This is a genomic window from Microbacterium sp. P5_E9, from assembly GCF_054049175.1.
This window is the reverse complement of the sequence record NZ_JBFUMV010000003.1, coordinates 309814-328051: the sequence shown is the minus strand read 5'-3', so window position 1 is coordinate 328051 and position 18238 is coordinate 309814. Positions and strand designations below refer to the sequence as shown.

At 70.9% G+C, this 18238-nt stretch carries 14 protein-coding genes; 9 read left to right on the top strand and 5 right to left on the bottom strand.

The genetic code is table 11. The annotated features are described in order from the left end of the window. Positions 1-18 precede the first annotated feature (18 nt). Positions 19-723, top strand: coding sequence for a DNA-3-methyladenine glycosylase (locus ACXJ3V_RS07725; RefSeq protein WP_457099697.1), 705 nt, complete (start codon positions 19-21; stop codon positions 721-723). Here ACXJ3V_RS07725 and ACXJ3V_RS07720 read toward each other — a convergent pair. Then, the gene (locus tag ACXJ3V_RS07720) at positions 698-5884 is read right to left on the bottom strand and encodes an SCO7613 C-terminal domain-containing membrane protein (protein ID WP_457099696.1); all 5187 of its coding nucleotides are present in this window, start codon (positions 5882-5884) and stop codon (positions 698-700) included. The two genes, ACXJ3V_RS07725 and ACXJ3V_RS07720, sit on opposite strands and share 26 nt — an antisense overlap. Before the next feature lie 293 nt (positions 5885-6177). On the opposite strand from ACXJ3V_RS07720, the gene rpmB reads away from it, so the two are divergent. The 4 genes from rpmB (at position 6178) to ACXJ3V_RS07700 (ending at position 8158) form a co-directional block, all read left to right on the top strand. Next, a complete protein-coding gene (gene rpmB, locus ACXJ3V_RS07715) occupies positions 6178-6414 on the top strand; it encodes a 50S ribosomal protein L28 (protein ID WP_457099695.1) in 237 nt (78 codons plus the stop codon). Next, positions 6414-6584 carry a 50S ribosomal protein L33 gene (rpmG, locus tag ACXJ3V_RS07710; RefSeq protein WP_005051772.1) on the top strand — a complete coding sequence of 57 codons (171 nt, stop codon included), beginning with the start codon at positions 6414-6416 and terminating at the stop codon, positions 6582-6584. The genes rpmB and rpmG overlap by 1 nt, the downstream gene beginning before the upstream one ends. Before the next feature lie 4 nt (positions 6585-6588). After that, positions 6589-6894: a 30S ribosomal protein S14 gene (gene rpsN / locus ACXJ3V_RS07705; protein ID WP_457099694.1), complete on the top strand. Its 306-nt coding sequence runs from the start codon at positions 6589-6591 to the stop codon at positions 6892-6894. A 172-nt stretch (positions 6895-7066) separates the two neighbouring features. Continuing rightward, complete coding sequence (locus tag ACXJ3V_RS07700; RefSeq protein ID WP_457099693.1) at positions 7067-8158, top strand: alpha/beta hydrolase; 1092 nt, start codon at positions 7067-7069, stop codon at positions 8156-8158. Positions 8159-8330: 172 nt separating this feature from the next. On the opposite strand, the gene ACXJ3V_RS07695 is transcribed toward ACXJ3V_RS07700, so the two are convergent. Then, entirely contained in the window at positions 8331-9173 is an 843-nt protein-coding gene (locus ACXJ3V_RS07695) for an alpha/beta hydrolase (RefSeq protein ID WP_457099692.1), read from the bottom strand. Between the two features lie 224 nt (positions 9174-9397). Here ACXJ3V_RS07695 and ACXJ3V_RS07690 point away from each other — a divergent pair, with 224 nt between their 5' ends. From ACXJ3V_RS07690 to ACXJ3V_RS07680, 3 genes are all read left to right on the top strand, one after another. Then, the gene (locus ACXJ3V_RS07690; protein WP_457099691.1) at positions 9398-9985 is read left to right on the top strand and encodes a TetR/AcrR family transcriptional regulator; all 588 of its coding nucleotides are present in this window, start codon (positions 9398-9400) and stop codon (positions 9983-9985) included. Between the two features lie 447 nt (positions 9986-10432). Beyond that, on the top strand, positions 10433-10720 hold the full coding sequence (locus ACXJ3V_RS07685) for an HU family DNA-binding protein (protein WP_457099690.1): 288 nt from the start codon (positions 10433-10435) through the stop codon (positions 10718-10720). Between the two features lie 343 nt (positions 10721-11063). Next, positions 11064-13043: a cytochrome c oxidase assembly protein gene (locus ACXJ3V_RS07680; protein WP_457099746.1), complete on the top strand. Its 1980-nt coding sequence runs from the start codon at positions 11064-11066 to the stop codon at positions 13041-13043. A 51-nt stretch (positions 13044-13094) separates the two neighbouring features. Here the strand turns inward: ACXJ3V_RS07680 and ACXJ3V_RS07675 are convergent, their stop codons facing one another. Beyond that, on the bottom strand, positions 13095-14834 hold the full coding sequence (locus tag ACXJ3V_RS07675; protein WP_457099689.1) for a SulP family inorganic anion transporter: 1740 nt from the start codon (positions 14832-14834) through the stop codon (positions 13095-13097). Between the two features lie 97 nt (positions 14835-14931). After that, complete coding sequence (locus tag ACXJ3V_RS07670) at positions 14932-16008, bottom strand: hypothetical protein (protein ID WP_457099688.1); 1077 nt, start codon at positions 16006-16008, stop codon at positions 14932-14934. A gap of 185 nt (positions 16009-16193) precedes the next feature. On the opposite strand from ACXJ3V_RS07670, the gene ACXJ3V_RS07665 reads away from it, so the two are divergent. After that, positions 16194-17558, top strand: a complete 1365-nt coding sequence (locus tag ACXJ3V_RS07665) for an ATP-dependent DNA helicase (protein WP_457099687.1) — start codon at positions 16194-16196, stop codon at positions 17556-17558. A gap of 14 nt (positions 17559-17572) precedes the next feature. Here ACXJ3V_RS07665 and ACXJ3V_RS07660 read toward each other — a convergent pair whose 3' ends face one another. Next, positions 17573-18226: a biliverdin-producing heme oxygenase gene (locus ACXJ3V_RS07660; RefSeq protein WP_457099686.1), complete on the bottom strand. Its 654-nt coding sequence runs from the start codon at positions 18224-18226 to the stop codon at positions 17573-17575. Positions 18227-18238: the final 12 nt, after the last annotated feature.

Here is an 18238-nt window from a genome sequence, read left to right as displayed (position 1 = left end):
CGCGCCCGGTGCGCCGCGGTGACCGGATCCCGCGACGCGGCCTCGGCGCCGCTGCGCCCCGCCACGCGGGACGACTTCGCGGGCCTGCCCGCCGAGGTCGCGCCGCGGCTCCTCGGCGCGCAGCTGCACACGACCGTCGACGACGCCGAAGTGGTCGTGCGGCTGACCGAGGTCGAGGCCTATCACGGGCTCGGCACCGGGGCGGTCGCCGACCCCGGCTCGCACGCGCGGATGGGTCCCACGGCGCGCAACGCGACGATGTGGGGGCAGCCAGGCCATCTCTACGTCTACCTCAGCCACGGCATCCACTCCTGCGTCAACGTCGTCTGCGGGCCCGAGGGCGTCGCGGGCGGAATCCTCCTGCGCGCCGGCGAGATCGTGGCGGGGACGGATGCCGCGCACCGGCGCCGCCCGGCGGCCCGGACCGATCGCGACCTGGCCAGGGGGCCCGGTCGTCTCGGCGACGCGATCGGGCTGCGGTATCCCGTGCACGACGGCATCGACGCGATCACCGGAGCGCCGTGGGCGGGCGCGGTCGCCCGCCTGTGGCTGCGCCGTGAGCCGATCGCCGAGGTCGCTGCGGGACCGCGGGTCGGTGTCGCGGGCGTGGCGGGGACCGCGGCGTTTCCGTGGCGGTTCTGGATCGCCGGCGACCCGACCGTCTCGCCCTTCCGGTGGGGACGAGACGCCGGCCCGCTCAGCGCAGGCTCGTCACCGCCGTGAAGGCGGCGCGGAACTGCTGCATCCGCCGCTCGTAGCGCGCGGCGATGAAGATGAGCAGGGCACCGCCGATCCCGAGCCATAGCCACCACGGAATGACCGTGTACTGGCTGGAGATCCAGGGCCAGAGCTGGGCGACCGCGTGCACGATCAGCACCGCCGAGCCGAGGAGCAGCGGCGCCTGCAGCCGCCAGATCGCACCGATCACGACGAGTGCGATGGCCACGATGCCGAGTGCGACGACCCGCCACAGACTCGTCACGGCCAGCCCGGACAGCAGGCTCGGTGATCCGAAGTCGTAGATCAGCGAGGGGAGGGTCAGCAGGGCGAGTCCGGGGCCGAGCGTCGGCCAGGTGCGGGTCTCCGGCCGGGTGCGCAGCGCATGGGCGCCGAGAACGATCATGCCGAGCGCCGGGGGGACGGTGACGAGTTCGACCGGACGCACGGCGTACAGGGTCAGCGCGAGGAGCCCGAAGGTGGCGGCGAGGACCGCTGCGGTCGGCGCCAGTGAGGGGCCCAGTCGTTCGCGCGAGAGCCAGCCGATGACTCCTACGACGGTGAGGGCGCTCATGGTCAGCACGGCCCGCAGCTCAGTCCCGCTCTCCCCGCCGAGGAGGATCACCTCAGCGCCCGCGAACAGGACGAGGGCCAGCGAGAAGGACCCGCTGACGACGTTCGCGACGGACCGGGAGGCCGTGGACCGCAGCGCCATGATGCCGATCGCGACGAGGATGCCGACGCCGGCGACCGCCCACAGATCCGCCTCGATGCCGGCGCGCGGCTCGGCTGCGACCAGCGCGAAGCGCCAGCCGATGGCGATCAGCGCGGCGATGAGCCCGCCGACCGCCAGCACGCCGCCGATCCCCGCCCACCGGTCCGAGCGCAGCAGGGCCGCACCCAGGACGCCGATCACGCCGCCGATGATGGCGGTCAGCGTGGCCTGGACGAGTCCGCCTTCGGACTGCACGAGCACGACACCGAGGACGAGCGCCGCCCCTGCCGCTGCAAGGGCGGTCGACGCGGAGGCGACGGGCGGGGTCTGGCTGCTCATCCACACGATCGCCGCGGCGACGAGAAGGGCGCCTGCGCCGGCGGCGAGCGCGGCGAATTCGCCCGACTCCACCTCGGGCGTGAGGAGCGCCCGCACACCCATCGCGAGCGCGCCGACGGACAGGAGCAGGGCGGAGGGCACCTTGAGTCCGGTGGCGTCGTCGATCGGTGCGACGACGCACCCGATCGCCGCGAGCAGGGCGCCGACGATGACGAGCCAGGTGCGCGGATCGTTCGGCACCGCGATGATGCTCGGTGCGATCGCCGTCGCGAGGCCGAGGAGCCACACGATCCGCTCCTCACCGGGCCATGCCTGACCGGCGCGCGCGCGCCGCCTCATGGCGAGGGTCGCGCCACCGAGCAGCGCTGCGGCCACCGGCAGGCTGACCAGTTCCACCGTGTCGGCGACGCCCGACGTCAGTGACCCGGCCGCCGCGACGACCGCGCCGGCGAGCGCGGTCCACCGCGTGGCCGCACCGAGCGGCACACGGTGCCACGCCGCGGCCGCGATGTGCAGGGCGCCGGTGATGGCGAGCGCGATGGCGACGACGAGCGGCTCGTCGAGCGAGGGGATGATCGCCAACGCGGCGAGCCCCAGCGCGATGGCCGGCACGCCGATGGCGAACCCGCCTTCGGCGGAGATCGAAGGAGTGACAGGTTCCGTCGCTGCCGTCCCGCTCGGCGCGGCCAGCACGGCCGCCACACCGGGCGGGTTCGCGGCCGGTGCGGCGATGCGCACGGGGGCGCCGCGCAGAAAGCCGAAGGCGGAGACGTAGGCGACCCCGACGAGAAGGAGCAGCCACGCCGTGCCCGCCGGTTCGGTGACTGCTCGCCCCACCGCGACCAGCGCGATCGAGACCAGCGCGACGATCGCCCCCATGAGCGCAGGGAACCGCACCCGGCGGGCGGGAGTCCAGGCGAGGGCGAGGGTGATGGCGGCGGCCACGACCGCGACGACGGTGCCGCGCACGGGCGACGGGACGGGGACGTCGGTCCAGGGGCGGAACACCGAGTCCTCGAGGGACACAAGGGCGGGAACCACGAGCCCGAGAACAAACGACAGGATGACCGCGATCGTCGCCTCGACCTGTCGCCGCAGCCACACCAGGGCGACCGCGAACAGGAGCAGTCCGACGGCCGGAGGCAGGACGTACGCTTCGATCTCGAACGTCGACGACGAGCCGTCGAGCCACAGCCAGAGCGCCAGGGTCGCCGCCGCGAACGCCGGCCAGGCGAACAGCCGACGAGGAGCCGCGGCCAGTGCGACACCGGTCGCGCGCCTCTCCGGAACGCGGCCGGATGCCTCGGTGACGGGACCTGCCCAGCCGCGGGTGATGGATGCCGCGGCGAATCCGAGCGCGGCCACCGCCAGGATGGCCCAGCGGAAGTCTGCCGGCACCAGCACGAGCGCGAAGGTCGCAGTGACGAGAGCGCCGAGGTCGGACGCACGCCGGACGAGCACTTCGTAAGCGGGCGGCACAGCGGGCGCGGAGGACACCACGGCCGCGGCATCCGTCGCAGTGTTCTCGACCACCGGGGTCTGCACCGCCGCGTCGTCGGCCGCCGGTTCGGTCGCATCGATCGCCGGAGCGGCACGATACGCGCGGGCCGGAGTGAGAGCGCCCAGCCAGACCACGACGGCCGCGGCACCTGCCGCGGCGAGTCCGCTCCAGCGCGGGTCGGACACGCTGAAGCTCTCCAGGACCGCGATCGCGGCGGATGCCGTGACGGGGGCGAGCAGCGCGGCAGCGCCGAGACCGGCGGCGCCGATTTCTGGTCCGACGTCGACGCGGGTCCGCCGCAGCGCGACCGCGCCGAGCAGGACCAGCAGCAGGGTCGAACGGGCGATGCCGGCGTAGGGCTCGCCGATCACCGTGGAGACGGACACGGCGGTGCTCGGCACGGTGAGGAGGGCGAAGAGCCCGATGATCTCGAGCAGGTAGGACGACACCGCCAGGGCGCGCCCGCTCGCCGCGTCGAGGCGGAGGAACGCCGCGCCGGCGAGCGTCGCGAGCGCGACCCACTGCAGCAGAACGAGCCCAGCGCGCGCGTCGACCACGACGCCGAACACCGGCGCGAGTGCCGACGGTGCGATCAGCGCCGACACGGCGGCGACCACGACGGGCGCCAGCGCGAGCAGCACAGCACCGATCGCCTGCGGTTTGAGGATGGCCCGGGCGATGATGGGCACCGCAATGGCCACCAGCACGCCGATCGCCCACAGCCACGGCATCGCGAACCCGCCGAGGTAGGCGGTGAGAGCCCCGATGGCGGCGGCGGCGCCCCAGCCGCCGGGGCGGCGTGCCCCGCGTGCGAGGGCAACGATCGCGACCGCGGCGACCACCACTCCCGTTCCTACGATCAGGATCGGGATGCCGGTGCCGACGACGCCGACGATCGCGATGACCGCGGCCCCGACCGGCAGGGCATCGCGCAGACCCGACCGACGCAGAGTGGGTGCGAAGAACAGCAGCACCGCGGTGACGACCGCGGCGATGGCCGCGTAGAGGTCCGCCAGCGGGTCGAACGCGATGGCGGGCGCCGTGAAGACCTCGGTATGCCATAGCGTCCATCCGGCGCCGATGGTGTGCTGCGCACGGAGGGCGGCGATCAGCACGATCGCAGCCACGCTGATTCCGGCGACGACTGCGGCGGCGATGCGGGCGGGGAGGATCCGCTGATCGCGCGGCTGCCAGCGGTCGAGCGCCACGGCGACGGGGACGGCGACGACGGTGCCGATCAGCAGGTTGTACGACGGGGTCATGCTCCACAGCGCGAACTGCCACCCGAGCGATGCGCCGATCGCGCCGGCGATCGCCTGAGCGATGCCCGCCAGTACGCGAGCGGCTGGCAGGGATTCGACCCCTTCGCGGGTGCGCAGCGTCACCGCATAGGCGACCCCGAGCACGATCACGACGCCCGCGATCGTGTACTGCAGCGCCAGCGACTCGAGGCCGGGGAAGAGCATGACGGCGCTGGCCAGGAGCGCTGCCATGCCGATCACGGCCAGAGCCGTGCGCTCCAGAACGGAGTCCGCACCGGATCGGGCGGCGGACAGCGGCGCCGGGAGTGCGTGTGCGAGCCCGGCGACCGCGGTGCCGAGGAACCCGACCGCGATGGCGCCGGTCGGCTCGAGCGGGACGAGCCCGGCCGCCAGCAGGCCGACGCCGGTCGGCAGGGCGAGCGTTGCCGCGAGGTCTGGACCCCGGAGCTTCGAGATCACAGCCCACAGGCGGCAGATGACGCCGATGGTGAGCGCTGCGGCGCCGGCGTAGACGGCCGGCTCCATCGCGCCGGCGCCGAAGAGGTCGTTCGCGCGCACCGCCCAGCCGTCGAGCCCGAGCAGGATGATGGCGATCGCGGCGATCGCCTCGGCCGTCGCCCGCAGCGAGAAGCGCCGCAGCACCGACGCCCCGATCATCGTGGCGAGCGTCACCCCGCCGATGATCAGCGACTTGACCCCGATGTCCGCGAGGTACCACGCGTACACGAGGAAGAAGATCGCCGCGACGCCGACGAGCGAGACGCCGACGATGAGCAGCAGCACCGGCACCGTGAGGCGCCGTCGGCGGTCGGGAGCGACTGACGCGGCAGGAGCGGAGAAAGCGGGTGGCGGCGGCTCGGTCGGCGCCGCCGGCGTGCCCGACACGGCCTCGGGGGAGGACGAAACCGACGTGTCCACCGCGACCGGGACCGAAGCGACGGCCACGGGCTCCGGGATGTCGATCACCGCGGCGGCACCGGCCGAAGCCACAGCCGGTGCGGAGGGATGCAGCTGTGCTTGCGGGGCATCCAACCGCTCACGCCACCACGCGGCCACGGGAACCGCGCCCGCCTCCGCCACCAGAGCGGCCCGCGCCACCTCTGCGGCCCGCGCGGCCTCGGCGGCGTGCGCCACCCGGATCTTGTCGATCAGCTGCTGTCGCTCGAGCTCAAGCAGGCGCATCTTCCGCCCGAGCTCGAGAACCTCGCTCGCCCGCGGATCCGCGAGCTCGAGGCCGCAGTGCGGGCACGTCGTCCTGACGAGCTGACTGAAGCACGAGGGACACAGCCTCGTGTCGGCGAGCACGTAAGGAAATCCCGGCCAGATCGCCGGCTCATCTGGATCTGCCACGATGCAACTCCCCAAAGTCGCGGTGACTCATGATGCCACCCCGCGATGCCGCCGTCGAGGATATCCACAGGCCGACTTTCGCCGCCCGACCGCTCGTCGCCGTCAGGGACGAGGCATCCGTCCGTGCTAAACTGACTGTTTGTCTGCGCGCACTCCTGCACGCAGTACGTGTTTCGTCTCACTTCGTGTGTCCAACGACCGGTGTTCCGGGCGTCGGCGACGTGTGTCTCGAGACGCAGACAAGGGATCTTGGGTGGGGCCGTCCGGCCTCACGGTATTAAGGAGACATCACTATGGCAGCAGTGTGCCAGGTGACTGGAGCAATTCCCGGCTTCGGTCACAGCATCTCGCACTCGCACCGCCGGACGAAGCGCCGCTTCGACCCGAACGTGCAGAAGAAGACCTACTACGTCGCCTCGCTCGGTCGTAAGGTCACCCTGAACGTGTCCGCAAAGGGCATCAAGGTGATCGACGTGCGCGGTATCGAGTCGGTTGTGAAGGACCTGATCGCGAAGGGTGTGAAGCTCTGATGGCCAAGAAGGCTCAGGACGTCCGTCCGATCATCAAGCTGCGTTCGACCGCCGGCACGGGGTACACCTACGTGACGCGCAAGAACCGCCGCAACAACCCCGACCGCATCGTGCTCAAGAAGTACGACCCGGTGATCCGCAAGCACGTCGAATTCCGAGAGGAGCGCTGATCCAATGGCTAAGAAGAGCAAGATCGCGCGCAACGAGCAGCGCAAGGTCGTCGTCGAGCGCTACGCCGCGAAGCGCGCCGAGCTGAAGAAGGCGCTCGTGTCGCCGGACTCCACCGACGAGCAGCGTGAAGCGGCCCGCATCGGCCTGCAGAAGCTGCCCAAGAACGCTTCGCCGGTTCGCCTGCGCAGCCGCGACGTCATCGACGGCCGCCCCCGCGGTGTCCTCACGAAGTTCGGCATCTCGCGTGTCCGCTTCCGTGACATGGCACACCGTGGCGAGCTGCCCGGCGTGACCAAGTCGAGCTGGTAAGCATCACGCTCGGTCCCTGAGCCTGTCGAAGGGCCGTGACCGCACAGCATCAGGAAGGCCCGGAGTCCGCATGGACTCCGGGCCTTCCGCTGTTGTGGCGCCTGTCAAGGGCCTGCCTCGCCGTCCCGTCCCCGGCCTACACTCGACCTGAGCCGAGGCAGGGGGGTTTCGGATGCCGTTGGATCCGTTCTTCGACGAGCGCCTGCGCGTGCACCGCAGGCACCTGATCGACAAGGCCGTCGGCGCGATGCGTGCGCGAGTGGCGACACTCGGGCGGTTCTGGCATGCGCCCGCCCTCCCGGCGCCGGCCGCGGCGACCAATGACACCGCACAGGCCGCGTCCCCAGCGGGCCTCAGCCCGAATGCTCGCGCCAGGGCGAAGTATCGCCGTGATGCCCTCGCGTGGGACCGCAGCGAATTCCGCACCGTCGGAGCCCCCGGCCCCGACGTCAGAACGGCGGAATACCACGTCGAGGTTCCGGGGCATCCCACCGTGCGGGTGCGCATCTACTATCCCGGCGAAGCTGGCGGTGCGCCCGTGCCGGCGGTGCTGGCCTTCTTCGGCGGCGCGTTCCGCATCGGGGGGATCGACTATCCGACGACGGATGCCGCCTACCGCCGCCGCACGGTCGACGCCCAGGTCGCGGTCGTCGCGGTGGACTATTCGCTCGCTCCGGAATATCGGTACCCGGTTCCCGTGGAGCAGGGATACGCGGCGCTCCTCTGGCTCTTCGAGAAGGCCGACGAGCTCGGCGTCGACCCTGAGCGCATCGGGGTCGCGGGCACCTCGGCGGGGGCCAACATCGCCGCTGCGGTGACCCTCGTCAATCAGGACCGCGCGCAGCTCCCGCTGCGGCTCCAGGTGCTCGAGGTGCCCGTCGTCGACCTCACCGGCGCTCACATCGACTACGCCGCGACGCGAGAACTCGGCATCCCTCGTCCCATCGCCCTGCGCGAACTCCGCTCGGTGGCGCGGACCTACCTCGGGAGCCTCGACCGCGGGCTCGAGCCGTACGCCTCGCCGGTGCGGGCCGCGTCGCATGCGGGGCTGCCACCCGCGGTCATCCTCACGGCCGAGTACGATCCGCTCCGCGGCGATGGCGATGCCTACGGCCATGCACTGCGCAGCGCCGGCGTCGACGCCAGCGTGGTGCGCTATCAGGGCGTGATCCACGACACCGCGATGTTCACCGGCGTTCTCCCCGCCGCCCGCCGCTGGCACACCGACGTCGTCGCGGCACTGCGCCGGCTGCACGGGGACTGACCGGCGCTGGTGTCGCAGGCTGACGGGAGAAGGCCCGGGGTCAGCTGACCCCGGGCCTCCCGGATCCCACCGCTGGAACCCCGGCCGAGACACCACTCGACCGTCGAGACACCACGCGGGGCCTGGAGTCTCGACGGCGAAGTGGTTTCTCGCCTGTTCGCGGAGGATGCGCCTACTTCTCGACCTTCTCCGTGGCGGGAGCCGCCACGTGGGTGGTCGCCCACTCGAGGGCGTAGTCCGCGATCTCCTCCCAGCCGTCCTGGCTGACCAGGCGGTGGGTGCGACCCGGGTACGTCTTGTAGTCGACGACCGCGGGGCTGCCCGTCTTCTGATACTTCTTCACGATCGCCTCGCCGATTGCCGGCGGCACGACGTGGTCGATCCCGCCGGTGATGATGAGGAGCGGTGCACGGTCGGCGCGGCTGTAGTCGACGTGGGTCACGCCGCCCTTCTCGTTGAGCACCGAAAGCACGCCTTCGAAGAAGACCCGGTTGTAGGAGTTGACGGCGAACTCCTCCCAGAGCTTGTCGGACTCGCTGCGGGGCAGGTCGTTGCCGAACGTGAAGTGGAAGTGGCGCTTCGACAGCGGCTTGGCGCCGTTCTTGCCGAAGGGGTTCGAGAGGATCGGTGTGCCGGTCCAGAGGGTCGACAGCGGGAGGGCGGTGACGCCGGCGGTCTGTCCGGGGGCGACGCCGACGTACGCGACGCCGAGGCCGCGGTCGGCGAGCATCTGCGTGATGACTCCGCCGAAGGAGTGCCCGATGATGATCGGCTTCTCGGGCAGGTCGTTGATGATGCGCTCGTAGTTGTCGGCGATCTGCTTGAGGCCGATCCCCTTCAGCGCCTCCGGGTTGTTCCGGATGTCTTCGACGGTGCGGTCGTCGATGCCAGGCCAGCCCGGGACGATGACCCGGTGGCCGGCGGCGCGGAAGCGGTCGGCCCAGGTGTCCCAGCTCTTGGGGGTCATCCAGAGGCCGTGGATGAGGACGATGGGGGTCTTGGTCGTGGTGGTCATTTCAATCTCCTGTGGGTGTGGCGTTGCGGTGGGTTCGGTGTTGCCGGTGAATCTCTCAGCCGGTCCTGCTKGGCTGATGTCTGCTACCATAGACCGAACGTTCTATCTACACAAGAGATTTCCCAAACATTCCCGAAAGATCTCGGAAATCCCTGATGGCACCGGTCCCACCCGCAGACGCGGCGGGTTCGAGTGGCACGATGGTCAGGGCAGGAGGCCCCCACATGAGCACCACCACGGACGCCAAGGTGTCCCGAATCTCCCCCGCGCGGCAGCGCCTGCTCGACGCCGCGACGGACCTCTTCTACCGCGAGGGCATCCACTCGGTGGGCGTCGACCGCATCATCGAGGCGGCCGGGGTCACGCGCGCGACGATGTACAAGCAGTTCGGCGGCAAGGAGGACCTCGTCGTGGAGTATCTCCGCGGTGAGGACGCACAGCTGCGGGCGCTCTTCGCTGCGGCCTCCGCAATGTCGGACGATCCGGCCGTGCTCCTCGACCTGACCATCGACGGGATCGCCGCCGATATCCGCGACCGGCACACGCGCGGGTGCCCCTTCATCAACGCCGCCGCGGAGTACGCCGACGACGGGGCTGTGCGCGATGTCATCGGCGGCCACCGCGCGTGGTTCCGCGGCACCCTCGAGCAGCTGGCCGAGGCGGCCGGGCTGTCGGAGCCCGACGAGGTCGCGGCATCCCTCGTCCTCCTCCGCGACGCGGCCCTCGTCGGCGGCTATCTCGACGGCGAGGACCGGGTCGCTCCGGCGTTCGCACGTACCGCCCGCGGCGTCATCGCATCCCACCGGTCCTGACCGGTTCGGGCGTCTAGGCCGGCCGGCCTTGGGCGGGCCTCAGGTAGACACCGCGAGAAACCACGAACCTGCCGAGACATCACGCGGGGCGTGGCTTCTCGGCCGGAATGTGGTTTCTCGGCCGGAATGTGGTGCCCCACCGGCACCCCACCCGGGCCCGCGGCCCCCGGCGTCGAACCCACGGATCGGCGCTGGAACCCACGGAAATCGGCGCCCTCGGCATGTGGGTTGGGTGTCCGACGTGTGGCCTCAACCCGCGTCACAGCCGTCACATAAGCCACATCTGCCCCCGACACGCCGGGAAGAACGTCGAAAAACCGCAGAAATCCGCGGTTTGCCCGGCGTTTTCGGTTACATTCGAGGCGGTCGATCCGACCAGCCGGGCGGCGCTCGTCACCCGGTCCGAGCAATGTAAGGCGGCCGTCGCGCCGCCTTGGAGGACACCACATGGCCGACAAGTCCATCACCAAGACCGAACTCGTCGCGAGCATCGCGAGCGCGACCGGACAGAGCCAGTCCGCCGTCTCGGGCGTGCTCGACTCCCTCTTCGCCACGGTCTCCGAGGCCGTCGCCAAGGGCAGCAAGGTCTCGATCCCGGGCTGGATCGCGTTCGAGCGCGTCGAGACCTCGGCCCGCACCGGCCGCAACCCGCAGACCGGCGAAGAGATCAAGATCCCCGCGGGCCAGCGCGTCAAGGTCACGGCCGGCTCGAAGCTGAAGGCCGCCGTCAAGTAGCCGACTGATCTGAGGAGGGGGATGCCGCGACTCGCGGCATCCCCCTCCTGCATGTGCGGCGGCCGCCGCGATCCCTCGCGCTGTCCAAACCGCCATCCGCGGCCGTTGCGTTCGGGCGCGTGAGGCGGTTTCGACAGCGCGAGCCGGAACTTCGAGCCCGGCGGGGCGTTTCGTCTCGCCTCGCTCGCTCAACGAGCGGGGGTGGCGCGGACCGGATCAGCCACAGGGCCCGCGCGCTTAGGGTTGATGGGTGATCCCGACGCCCGCACCGCACCGCGCTGCCGCGCCGCGGGGAGCCTCGGGCGGCGCGGGCAATCCCCGGGCCCTGCGCCTCGCCGGCCCCCTGATCCTCGTCGCCGCAGCGCTCGCCGCGCTGGTGTGGGGTCTCGCGTTCGGTGGGGGAGCGGCTCCGCTGGTCATCGGCGATCCCGGTCCGTTCGTGCGGTGGGGCCTTCCGGTCGCCCGGCTCGGCGTCAATCTCGCCGCCGCCGGAATGGTGGGGGCGCTCGTGACCGCCCTGTTCTCCCTGAAGGCGGGGGAGCGCGAGTTCGACACCGCGCTGGATGCGGCATCCGTCTCGGCCGCCGTGTTCACCCTCGCGGCCGCCGCGACCGGATTCCTGACGTTCCTCGACGCCTTCAACCCCGTGCTGGACGCCGGTCCGGAGTTCGGCGCCCAGCTCGGCCGGTTCCTGGTCGAGACCGAGCCCGGCCGCACCTGGCTGATTACGACCATCGCCGGCGCCGCCCTCACGATCCTGGCCTTCGCGGTGCGGTCCTGGACGGCGACCTTCTTCACCGCCCTGCTCGCGGTGGCGGCCCTCGTGCCGATGGGCACCCAGGGGCACTCGGGCACCGAGGCGAACCACACCGCGGCGATCATGGCCCTCGTGCTGCACATCATCGCGGCGGCCGTGTGGCTCGGCGGGCTGCTGCTCATGGTCATCATCCGGCCGATCGTCGATCGCCGCACGATGGCCGCGGCCATGGCACGCTACTCGAGCATCGCGCTCGCGGCATTCGTCGTCGTCGCGATCGCGGGCACGGCCCGTGCCGCCATCGGCGTCGGGACGTGGGCGGGGCTCGCCAGCCCGTACGGCGTCATCGTGCTGGTCAAGGTCGTGGCGCTGCTGTCCATCGGCGTCCTCGCGGCCTACTACCGTCGCCGCCAGATCCCGCGGATGAAGACGGATGATCTCGATACAGGCGCTGCGCGCCCACTCGATCCGGCGGCCTCATCCCGGCGCTTCTGGTCGCTGATCGCGCTCGAGCTGGCGTTCATGGGGCTCGCCAGCGGCGCCGCCGCGGCGCTCGGCCGCACACCGCCGCCGACGAACTCGGCGCTGCCCGAGATCCGCACCCCGTCGGAGATCCTCACCGGCGCCGCGCTGCCGCCCGAGCTGACGATCGACCGATGGTTCACCTCATGGAACTTCGATCTGCTCTGGGCCTTCGCCGCCGGATTCGGGATCTTCTTCTACCTCGCCGGCGTGTGGCGGCTGCGCCGCCGCGGTGACCGCTGGCCGCTGTACCGCACGGTGCTGTGGACGAGCGGGCTGCTCCTGCTGTTCTGGGTGACCTCGGGCTCGGTGAACGCGTACCAGGAGTACTTGTTCAGCATGCACATGGTCGGGCACATGCTGCTCTCGATGGCGATCCCGGTGCTGCTCGTCGCGGGGGCGCCAGTCACGCTGGCCGCCCGCGCGGTGCGCAAGCGCAAGGACGGCACCCGAGGCGGGCGGGAGTGGATCCTCTGGGCCGTGCACTCGCCGGTCGCGCGGGTGCTGACGCACCCGTTCGTGGCGGCCGGGCTCTTCATGGGCTCGCTCTGGATCTTCTACTACACCGACATCTTCCGCTGGACGCTGTACGACCACCTCGGGCACGAGTGGATGGTCGCGCACTTCCTGCTGACCGGGTACCTGTTCGCGCTCAGCCTGATCGGGATCGACCCGGTCGCCTACCGCCTGCCCTACCCCGGGCGGCTGCTCCTGCTGATCGGCATCATGGCGATGCACGCCTTCTTCGGCATCGCGATCATGATGCAGACCGGGCTCATGGTGTCGGAGTGGTTCGGCGCGATGGGCCGCACCTGGGGCGCCACCCCCCTGGAGGATCAGTACGTGGGCGGCGGCGTCGCCTGGTCGATCGGCGAGATCCCCACGCTCATCCTGGCGATCACGGTGGCGATCCAGTGGAGTCGCAGCGACGCGCGCGCAGAGCGCCGCAGCGACCGGCAGGCCGACCGGTCGGGCGACGCCGAGCTCGAGGCGTACAACGCGCACCTCGCCGAACTCGCCGAGCGCGAGGCCGGCCGGCACTGAGCGCGCGGGCGGAAGCCCGTCAGGGGTGAGTCGGCGTCAGATCACGCGGCGTCACGACCGGGGCGCGGCATCCGGATCCTCGTCCTGCGGCGCCTTCAGATCGGTGCGCAGGGTGCCGGTGATCTCGTCGACCGCGGCGCCCACCGTCGAGGCGAAGCGGTCAGGGGTGAACCGGTCGGTCAGCCCGTAGCTGCGCATGACGTCGAGCACCGGCGATTTCATCTCGGCGATGATCAGCCGGATGTCGTGGGCGATCAGGTAGTCGTCGAGCTCGATCAGCTCGTCGGCAGCCGTCGTGTCGATGTCGGTGATCGGCTCCGCCGCCAGGATGACGGTGTGGATGTCGGGGCCGGCGGCCTTGACGCTCGCGCGCACGAAGTCGTCGAAGACGGCGCCGTTGGCGAAGAACAGCGGGGCGTCGAACCGCACGATGACCACCCCCGGGATGCGCTCGCCCTCCGGCTCTCGCGACAGATCGTGGTAGCCGCGCAGGCCCGGCACGCGTCCGAGTTCGGCCTTGTAAGGCCGCCAGGACTGATTGATGAAGGCGAGCAGCGACAGGATGATCGTCACAATGATGCCCTCGAGCACGCCGAACACGATCACGCCGAGGAACGCGGCCAGCGAGAGGCCGGCATCCACCTTGTCCATGCGCCACAGCGCCCGGAGGCCGCGCAGGTCGATCAGGCCGACCGCCGCGCCCATGACGACCGCCGCCAGCACGGCCGAAGGGAGGAACTCGGTGAGCCCAGGGGCCAGCAGGATGAACCCCAGGATGAGTGCGGCGCCGACGACGCCGGTGAGCTGCGTGCGCGAGCCCGCCTGTTCGGCGACCGGGGTGCGCGACGACGACGCCGAGACCGGGAACCCGCCGAGGAGTCCGCCGGCGATGTTGGCGAGGCCGATGCCGGACATCTCCTGACTCCCGTCGACGCTCTCGCCGCGGCGGGCGGCGAAGGTGCGGGACAGCACGGCGCTGTCGGCGAAGGCGACGAGCGCGATCCCGGCCGCCGGGAGGGCCAGCGCACCGACGTCGGACCACTGCAGCCCCTCGAGTGCGGGCGCGGGAAGGCCCTGCGGCAGCGCGCCGACGACCGGAAGCGCGTCGGACAGCCCGAGGACCCCGGTGAGGACCATCGACAGGACGACGACGACCAGCACGCCCGGTATGGGGGACTTCACGCGCTTGAGCACGAAGATGACGATGAGCGAGCCCACGCCGAACGCGACAGCGAGCGGCTGGACCTCACCGCCGGCGATCGCGCGCGTGATCTCGACCACCTCCTGCCACATCCCCTCGGCGTCGATCGAGAAGCCGAGCAGCTTCGGGATCTGCGAGATGATCACGATCAGCGCGATGGCGTTGAGGTAGCCGACGCGGATCGGCTTGGACAGCAGGTCGGTGACGAACCCGAGGCGGAGGATGCCGCCGATCAGCAGCATCCCGCCCACCATGATCGCGAGGAGACCGGCGAGCGCCACCGCGCGCTCGCCGTCGCCGAGGGCCAGCGGGAGGATCGACGCGGCGATGATCGGGGCGAGCGACGAGTCCGGGCCGAGCACCAGGATGCGGGACGGCCCGAAGATCGCGTAGGCGACGAGCGGCACGATCGTGGCGTAGAGGCCGGTCTCCGGCGGCAGTCCGGCGACCTCGGCGTAGCCCATGCCCGCCGGGATGAGCAGCGCCGTCACGACGATGCCCGCTCGGACGTCAGGCCACAGCCACGCCCGGCGGTACTGCTGGGCCGTGCTCAGGCCGGGCAGCCACCGGCTGATCCCCTTCGACGTCATCTCAACCTCCGCTCCACATCATGGCGGATGCGCGGGGGAGGCAGCGTGCGCCGGACCCGGTGCGAAACGGTCCAGGCGGTGAAGCGGTGCGGAACAGTCAGCGCGGGTCGGTGCTGTCGACCACGATCGAGGCGCTGCCGTTGGGAAGAACCGTGATCGTGCCGGTCATGAGGAACGGCACGTCTTCGCTGACGTGGCGGATGGAGCCATCGAACAGCGATCGGATGTCGACCTCGATGTGCGCGGTCGCCTCGGTCTCGGGGATCTTCCAGCCCGCCCCATCCGGCGTGAGGGTCACCGTGGGCTGCTGCGCGATCGCCCAGACGGGTGGCGAGACGATGCGATCTTCGACCTGGTAGCCGAACGGGCACGCGGTGGGCAGCAGCACGTCCTGGGTGGCGCAGTCGGTGAGGAACTCCTCCACCCTGGACTGCACCACGGCGACGAACTTGTCGGTCGCGGCGGCCTGCACCTCGATCGGGGTCGCCTTCATCGGGCTGTCGGAGAGCACCGCGACCCCCGGCGAGGATGAGATGGCCGAATCGACCGACACCGAGTAGATCCCCGGTGAGAACGCGAGCAGGGCGAGCGAGGCGAGCGGGTCGGCGTCCACGCCGTCCGGCGAGACCTGCCGCTTGTCGACCTCGAACCCGTTCACCTGGAACGACATCGAGCCGCGCACGGTGAGGTCGATGACCGCGAGCGGGCTCGTCGCGAACCGCCAGGTCGGGGCGACCCCGATCATGCCATCGCGTTCCACCCGGAAGGTCGTCGTCCCCGGGTAGGGGCCGGCGGAGTAGGCAGCCGTGACCGAGGTGATCCCGTCCTCTCCGGTCGTCGCGGAGACGATATGGATGTCAGTCAGCGTCGCGAGGGCGGCGCGACGCAGCAGGGCATCGGATGCCTCTGCCGGCAGTCCGGCAGCCTCCAGCTCGGCGGAATCCAGCGCGACCCCTGGCATGGCGAGCGCATCGGCGGCGCCCCCCTCGGCGAGCGTGTCGAGGTACCGCTCCACGAAGGCGCTCGGGCTGTAGAACTGCTCGTACAGCACGGCCACCGCCGCGGTGACGGCGCCGACCAGCAGCACGCCGACGAGCGCGAGGAGCGTCAGATCGAGCGCGAGCCGAGGTCGCCGGCTTCGCGGGGCCGCGGCATCCGTCGGTCCTGCTGCCATGGCATCAGCCGACGCGGGACCCGCGTCAGGGCTCGCCGCGGGATCCGGGGGCGCGTCTCGCTCCCCCGGAGGATTGCCGATGACCCCCCGGTCCACAGGCACAGTCTAGAAACCCGCTCCTGAGTGTTCCCGCTATGTGACCGTTCGTGCCGGGCGGACGTGCACATGCTGGTTAGCATGAATCGGTGACCGCCCCGCCTCTCTCCGCCGAGCAGGAGGCGCTGTTCCGGCTCATCGAGGACACCCGCGAGCACGTCTTCGTCACCGGGCGCGCGGGGACGGGCAAGTCGACGCTGCTGCAGCACCTGGCCTGGAACACCTCCAAGCAGATCGCGGTGTGCGCTCCGACCGGCGTGGCCGCGCTGAACGTCGAGGGCCAGACGATCCACTCGCTCTTCCGTCTGCCGATCGGGCTGATCGCGAACGGCCAGATCGATCAGTCCGAGCCGGCGCGCAAGATCCTCAACGCCATCGACACTCTGGTCATCGATGAGATCTCGATGGTCAACGCCGACCTCATGGACGCGATCGACCGGTCGCTGCGCCAGGCGCGCGGGCGCCGCGCCGAGCCGTTCGGCGGCGTGCAGATCGTGATGTTCGGCGATCCGTACCAGCTGGCGCCCGTGCCGCCCCGCGGGGACGAGCTGCGCTACATCCGCGACCACTACCGGTCGTTCTGGTTCTTCGACGCGAAGGTCTGGACCGGACCGGATGCCGCGATCTCGGGTTCGCCGGCCCTCGACGGCTTCGCCGAGCTCGGACCCTTCGGCGCGCACCTCAACATCCGCGAGCTCGTCGACATCCACCGGCAGGCCGATCCCGCGTTCAAGGCGATGCTGAACGCCGTCCGGCACGGGCGGGTCACCGCCGAGATCGCCGGGATGCTCAACACGACGGGAGCCCGAACGCCGCCCGACCCGGTCGACGGCGAAGCGCCGATCATCACCCTCGCGACCCGCAACGACATCGTCAACTCGATCAACCGGCGGCACCTCGATGCGCTCACCGGCCGTTCGCAGACGGCCGTCGCCGAGATCTCCGGCGACTTCGGGCGGGGGGATGCCTCGTACCCGGCGGACGCCGAACTCCAGCTGAAGGTCGGCGCGCAGGTGATGTTCCTGCGCAACGACACCGCGTCGTACGGCGAACCGCCGCGCTGGGTGAACGGCACGATCGGCACGGTGACCCGGATCAGCGGCGGCACCGTGCGGGTCGACGTCGACGGGGAGGAGCACGAGGTGGAGCCGGCCGTGTGGGAGAGATTCCGCTACGCCTACGATCCTGGGTCGAAGTCGCTGAGCCGCGACATCGTCGCGGAGTTCACCCAGTTCCCGCTGCGGCTGGCCTGGGCCGTGACGATCCACAAGTCGCAGGGCAAGACCTACGAGCGGGCGATCGTCGATCTCGGCTCGGGCGCCTTCGCGCCCGGTCAGACGTATGTCGCGCTGTCGCGCCTGACCTCGCTCGACGGCCTGTATCTCTCCCGCCCGCTGCGCCCCTCCGACATCCGGGTGGATCCCGACGTGGAGCGCTTCATGGCCCGCCGGTAGCTTGCCCGGCTGGGTCAGGCGACCTGGGACTGCTTCGCGGCGGCGAGGTCTTCGAAGAGCTCTGTGTTGAAGCGGTAGGCGAGCAGCACCTCGTCGATCACGCGCGCCTGCTCCGCGGCATCCCACGGCGCGGCGTCGAGCTGCTCGCGGTAGTGCTCCTTGAACGCCTTGGGGTCGGCGATGTCGGCGAACAGGTAGAAGCCGATGCCGTTCGTCTCGAAGCCGAAGCGGCGGGCCATCAGGCGGCCGATGAACAGCCCGCCGGACAGGTCGCCGAGGTAGCGCGTGTAGTGGTGGGCGACGAAGCCGCCGGGCCAGGTCGCGCCGACCTGGGCGATGCGCTCGATGTAGCGCCGCGTGGTCGGCAGCGGCTGGATGCGGTCCCGCCAGTCCGGGCCGACGAGGAACTCGAGGTCGGCCGCCAGTGCGGGCAGGCGCGTGAGCCGGTCGGTGATGAACACCGACGCCACCGGGTCCCGCCGCATCCGCTCGGCCGTGGCTTCGAGCGCCTCGTAGATGAACCAGTGCTGAGCGACGAGGGCGATGTAGTCCTCGCGGGTGCCGTCCCCCTGGATGAGGTCGGCCATGAAGCCGGAGTGCTCACTCGAGGAATGCGCAGCGCCCGACCGCTCGCGGAGGGCGGTCGAGAAGGGGATGAGATCGCTCATACCTTCACCATA

Coding starts and splice junctions, on each gene's coding strand:
- ACXJ3V_RS07695 (WP_457099692.1), bottom strand. CDS start 9,173: ATGACCACCACGACCAAGACCCCCATCGTCCTCATCCACGGCCTCTGG.
- rpmB (WP_457099695.1), top strand. CDS start 6,178: ATGGCAGCAGTGTGCCAGGTGACTGGAGCAATTCCCGGCTTCGGTCAC.
- rpmG (WP_005051772.1), top strand. CDS start 6,414: ATGGCCAAGAAGGCTCAGGACGTCCGTCCGATCATCAAGCTGCGTTCG.
- ACXJ3V_RS07700 (WP_457099693.1), top strand. CDS start 7,067: ATGCCGTTGGATCCGTTCTTCGACGAGCGCCTGCGCGTGCACCGCAGG.
- ACXJ3V_RS07685 (WP_457099690.1), top strand. CDS start 10,433: ATGGCCGACAAGTCCATCACCAAGACCGAACTCGTCGCGAGCATCGCG.
- ACXJ3V_RS07675 (WP_457099689.1), bottom strand. CDS start 14,834: ATGACGTCGAAGGGGATCAGCCGGTGGCTGCCCGGCCTGAGCACGGCC.
- ACXJ3V_RS07690 (WP_457099691.1), top strand. CDS start 9,398: ATGAGCACCACCACGGACGCCAAGGTGTCCCGAATCTCCCCCGCGCGG.
- rpsN (WP_457099694.1), top strand. CDS start 6,589: ATGGCTAAGAAGAGCAAGATCGCGCGCAACGAGCAGCGCAAGGTCGTC.
- ACXJ3V_RS07660 (WP_457099686.1), bottom strand. CDS start 18,226: ATGAGCGATCTCATCCCCTTCTCGACCGCCCTCCGCGAGCGGTCGGGC.
- ACXJ3V_RS07670 (WP_457099688.1), bottom strand. CDS start 16,008: ATGGCAGCAGGACCGACGGATGCCGCGGCCCCGCGAAGCCGGCGACCT.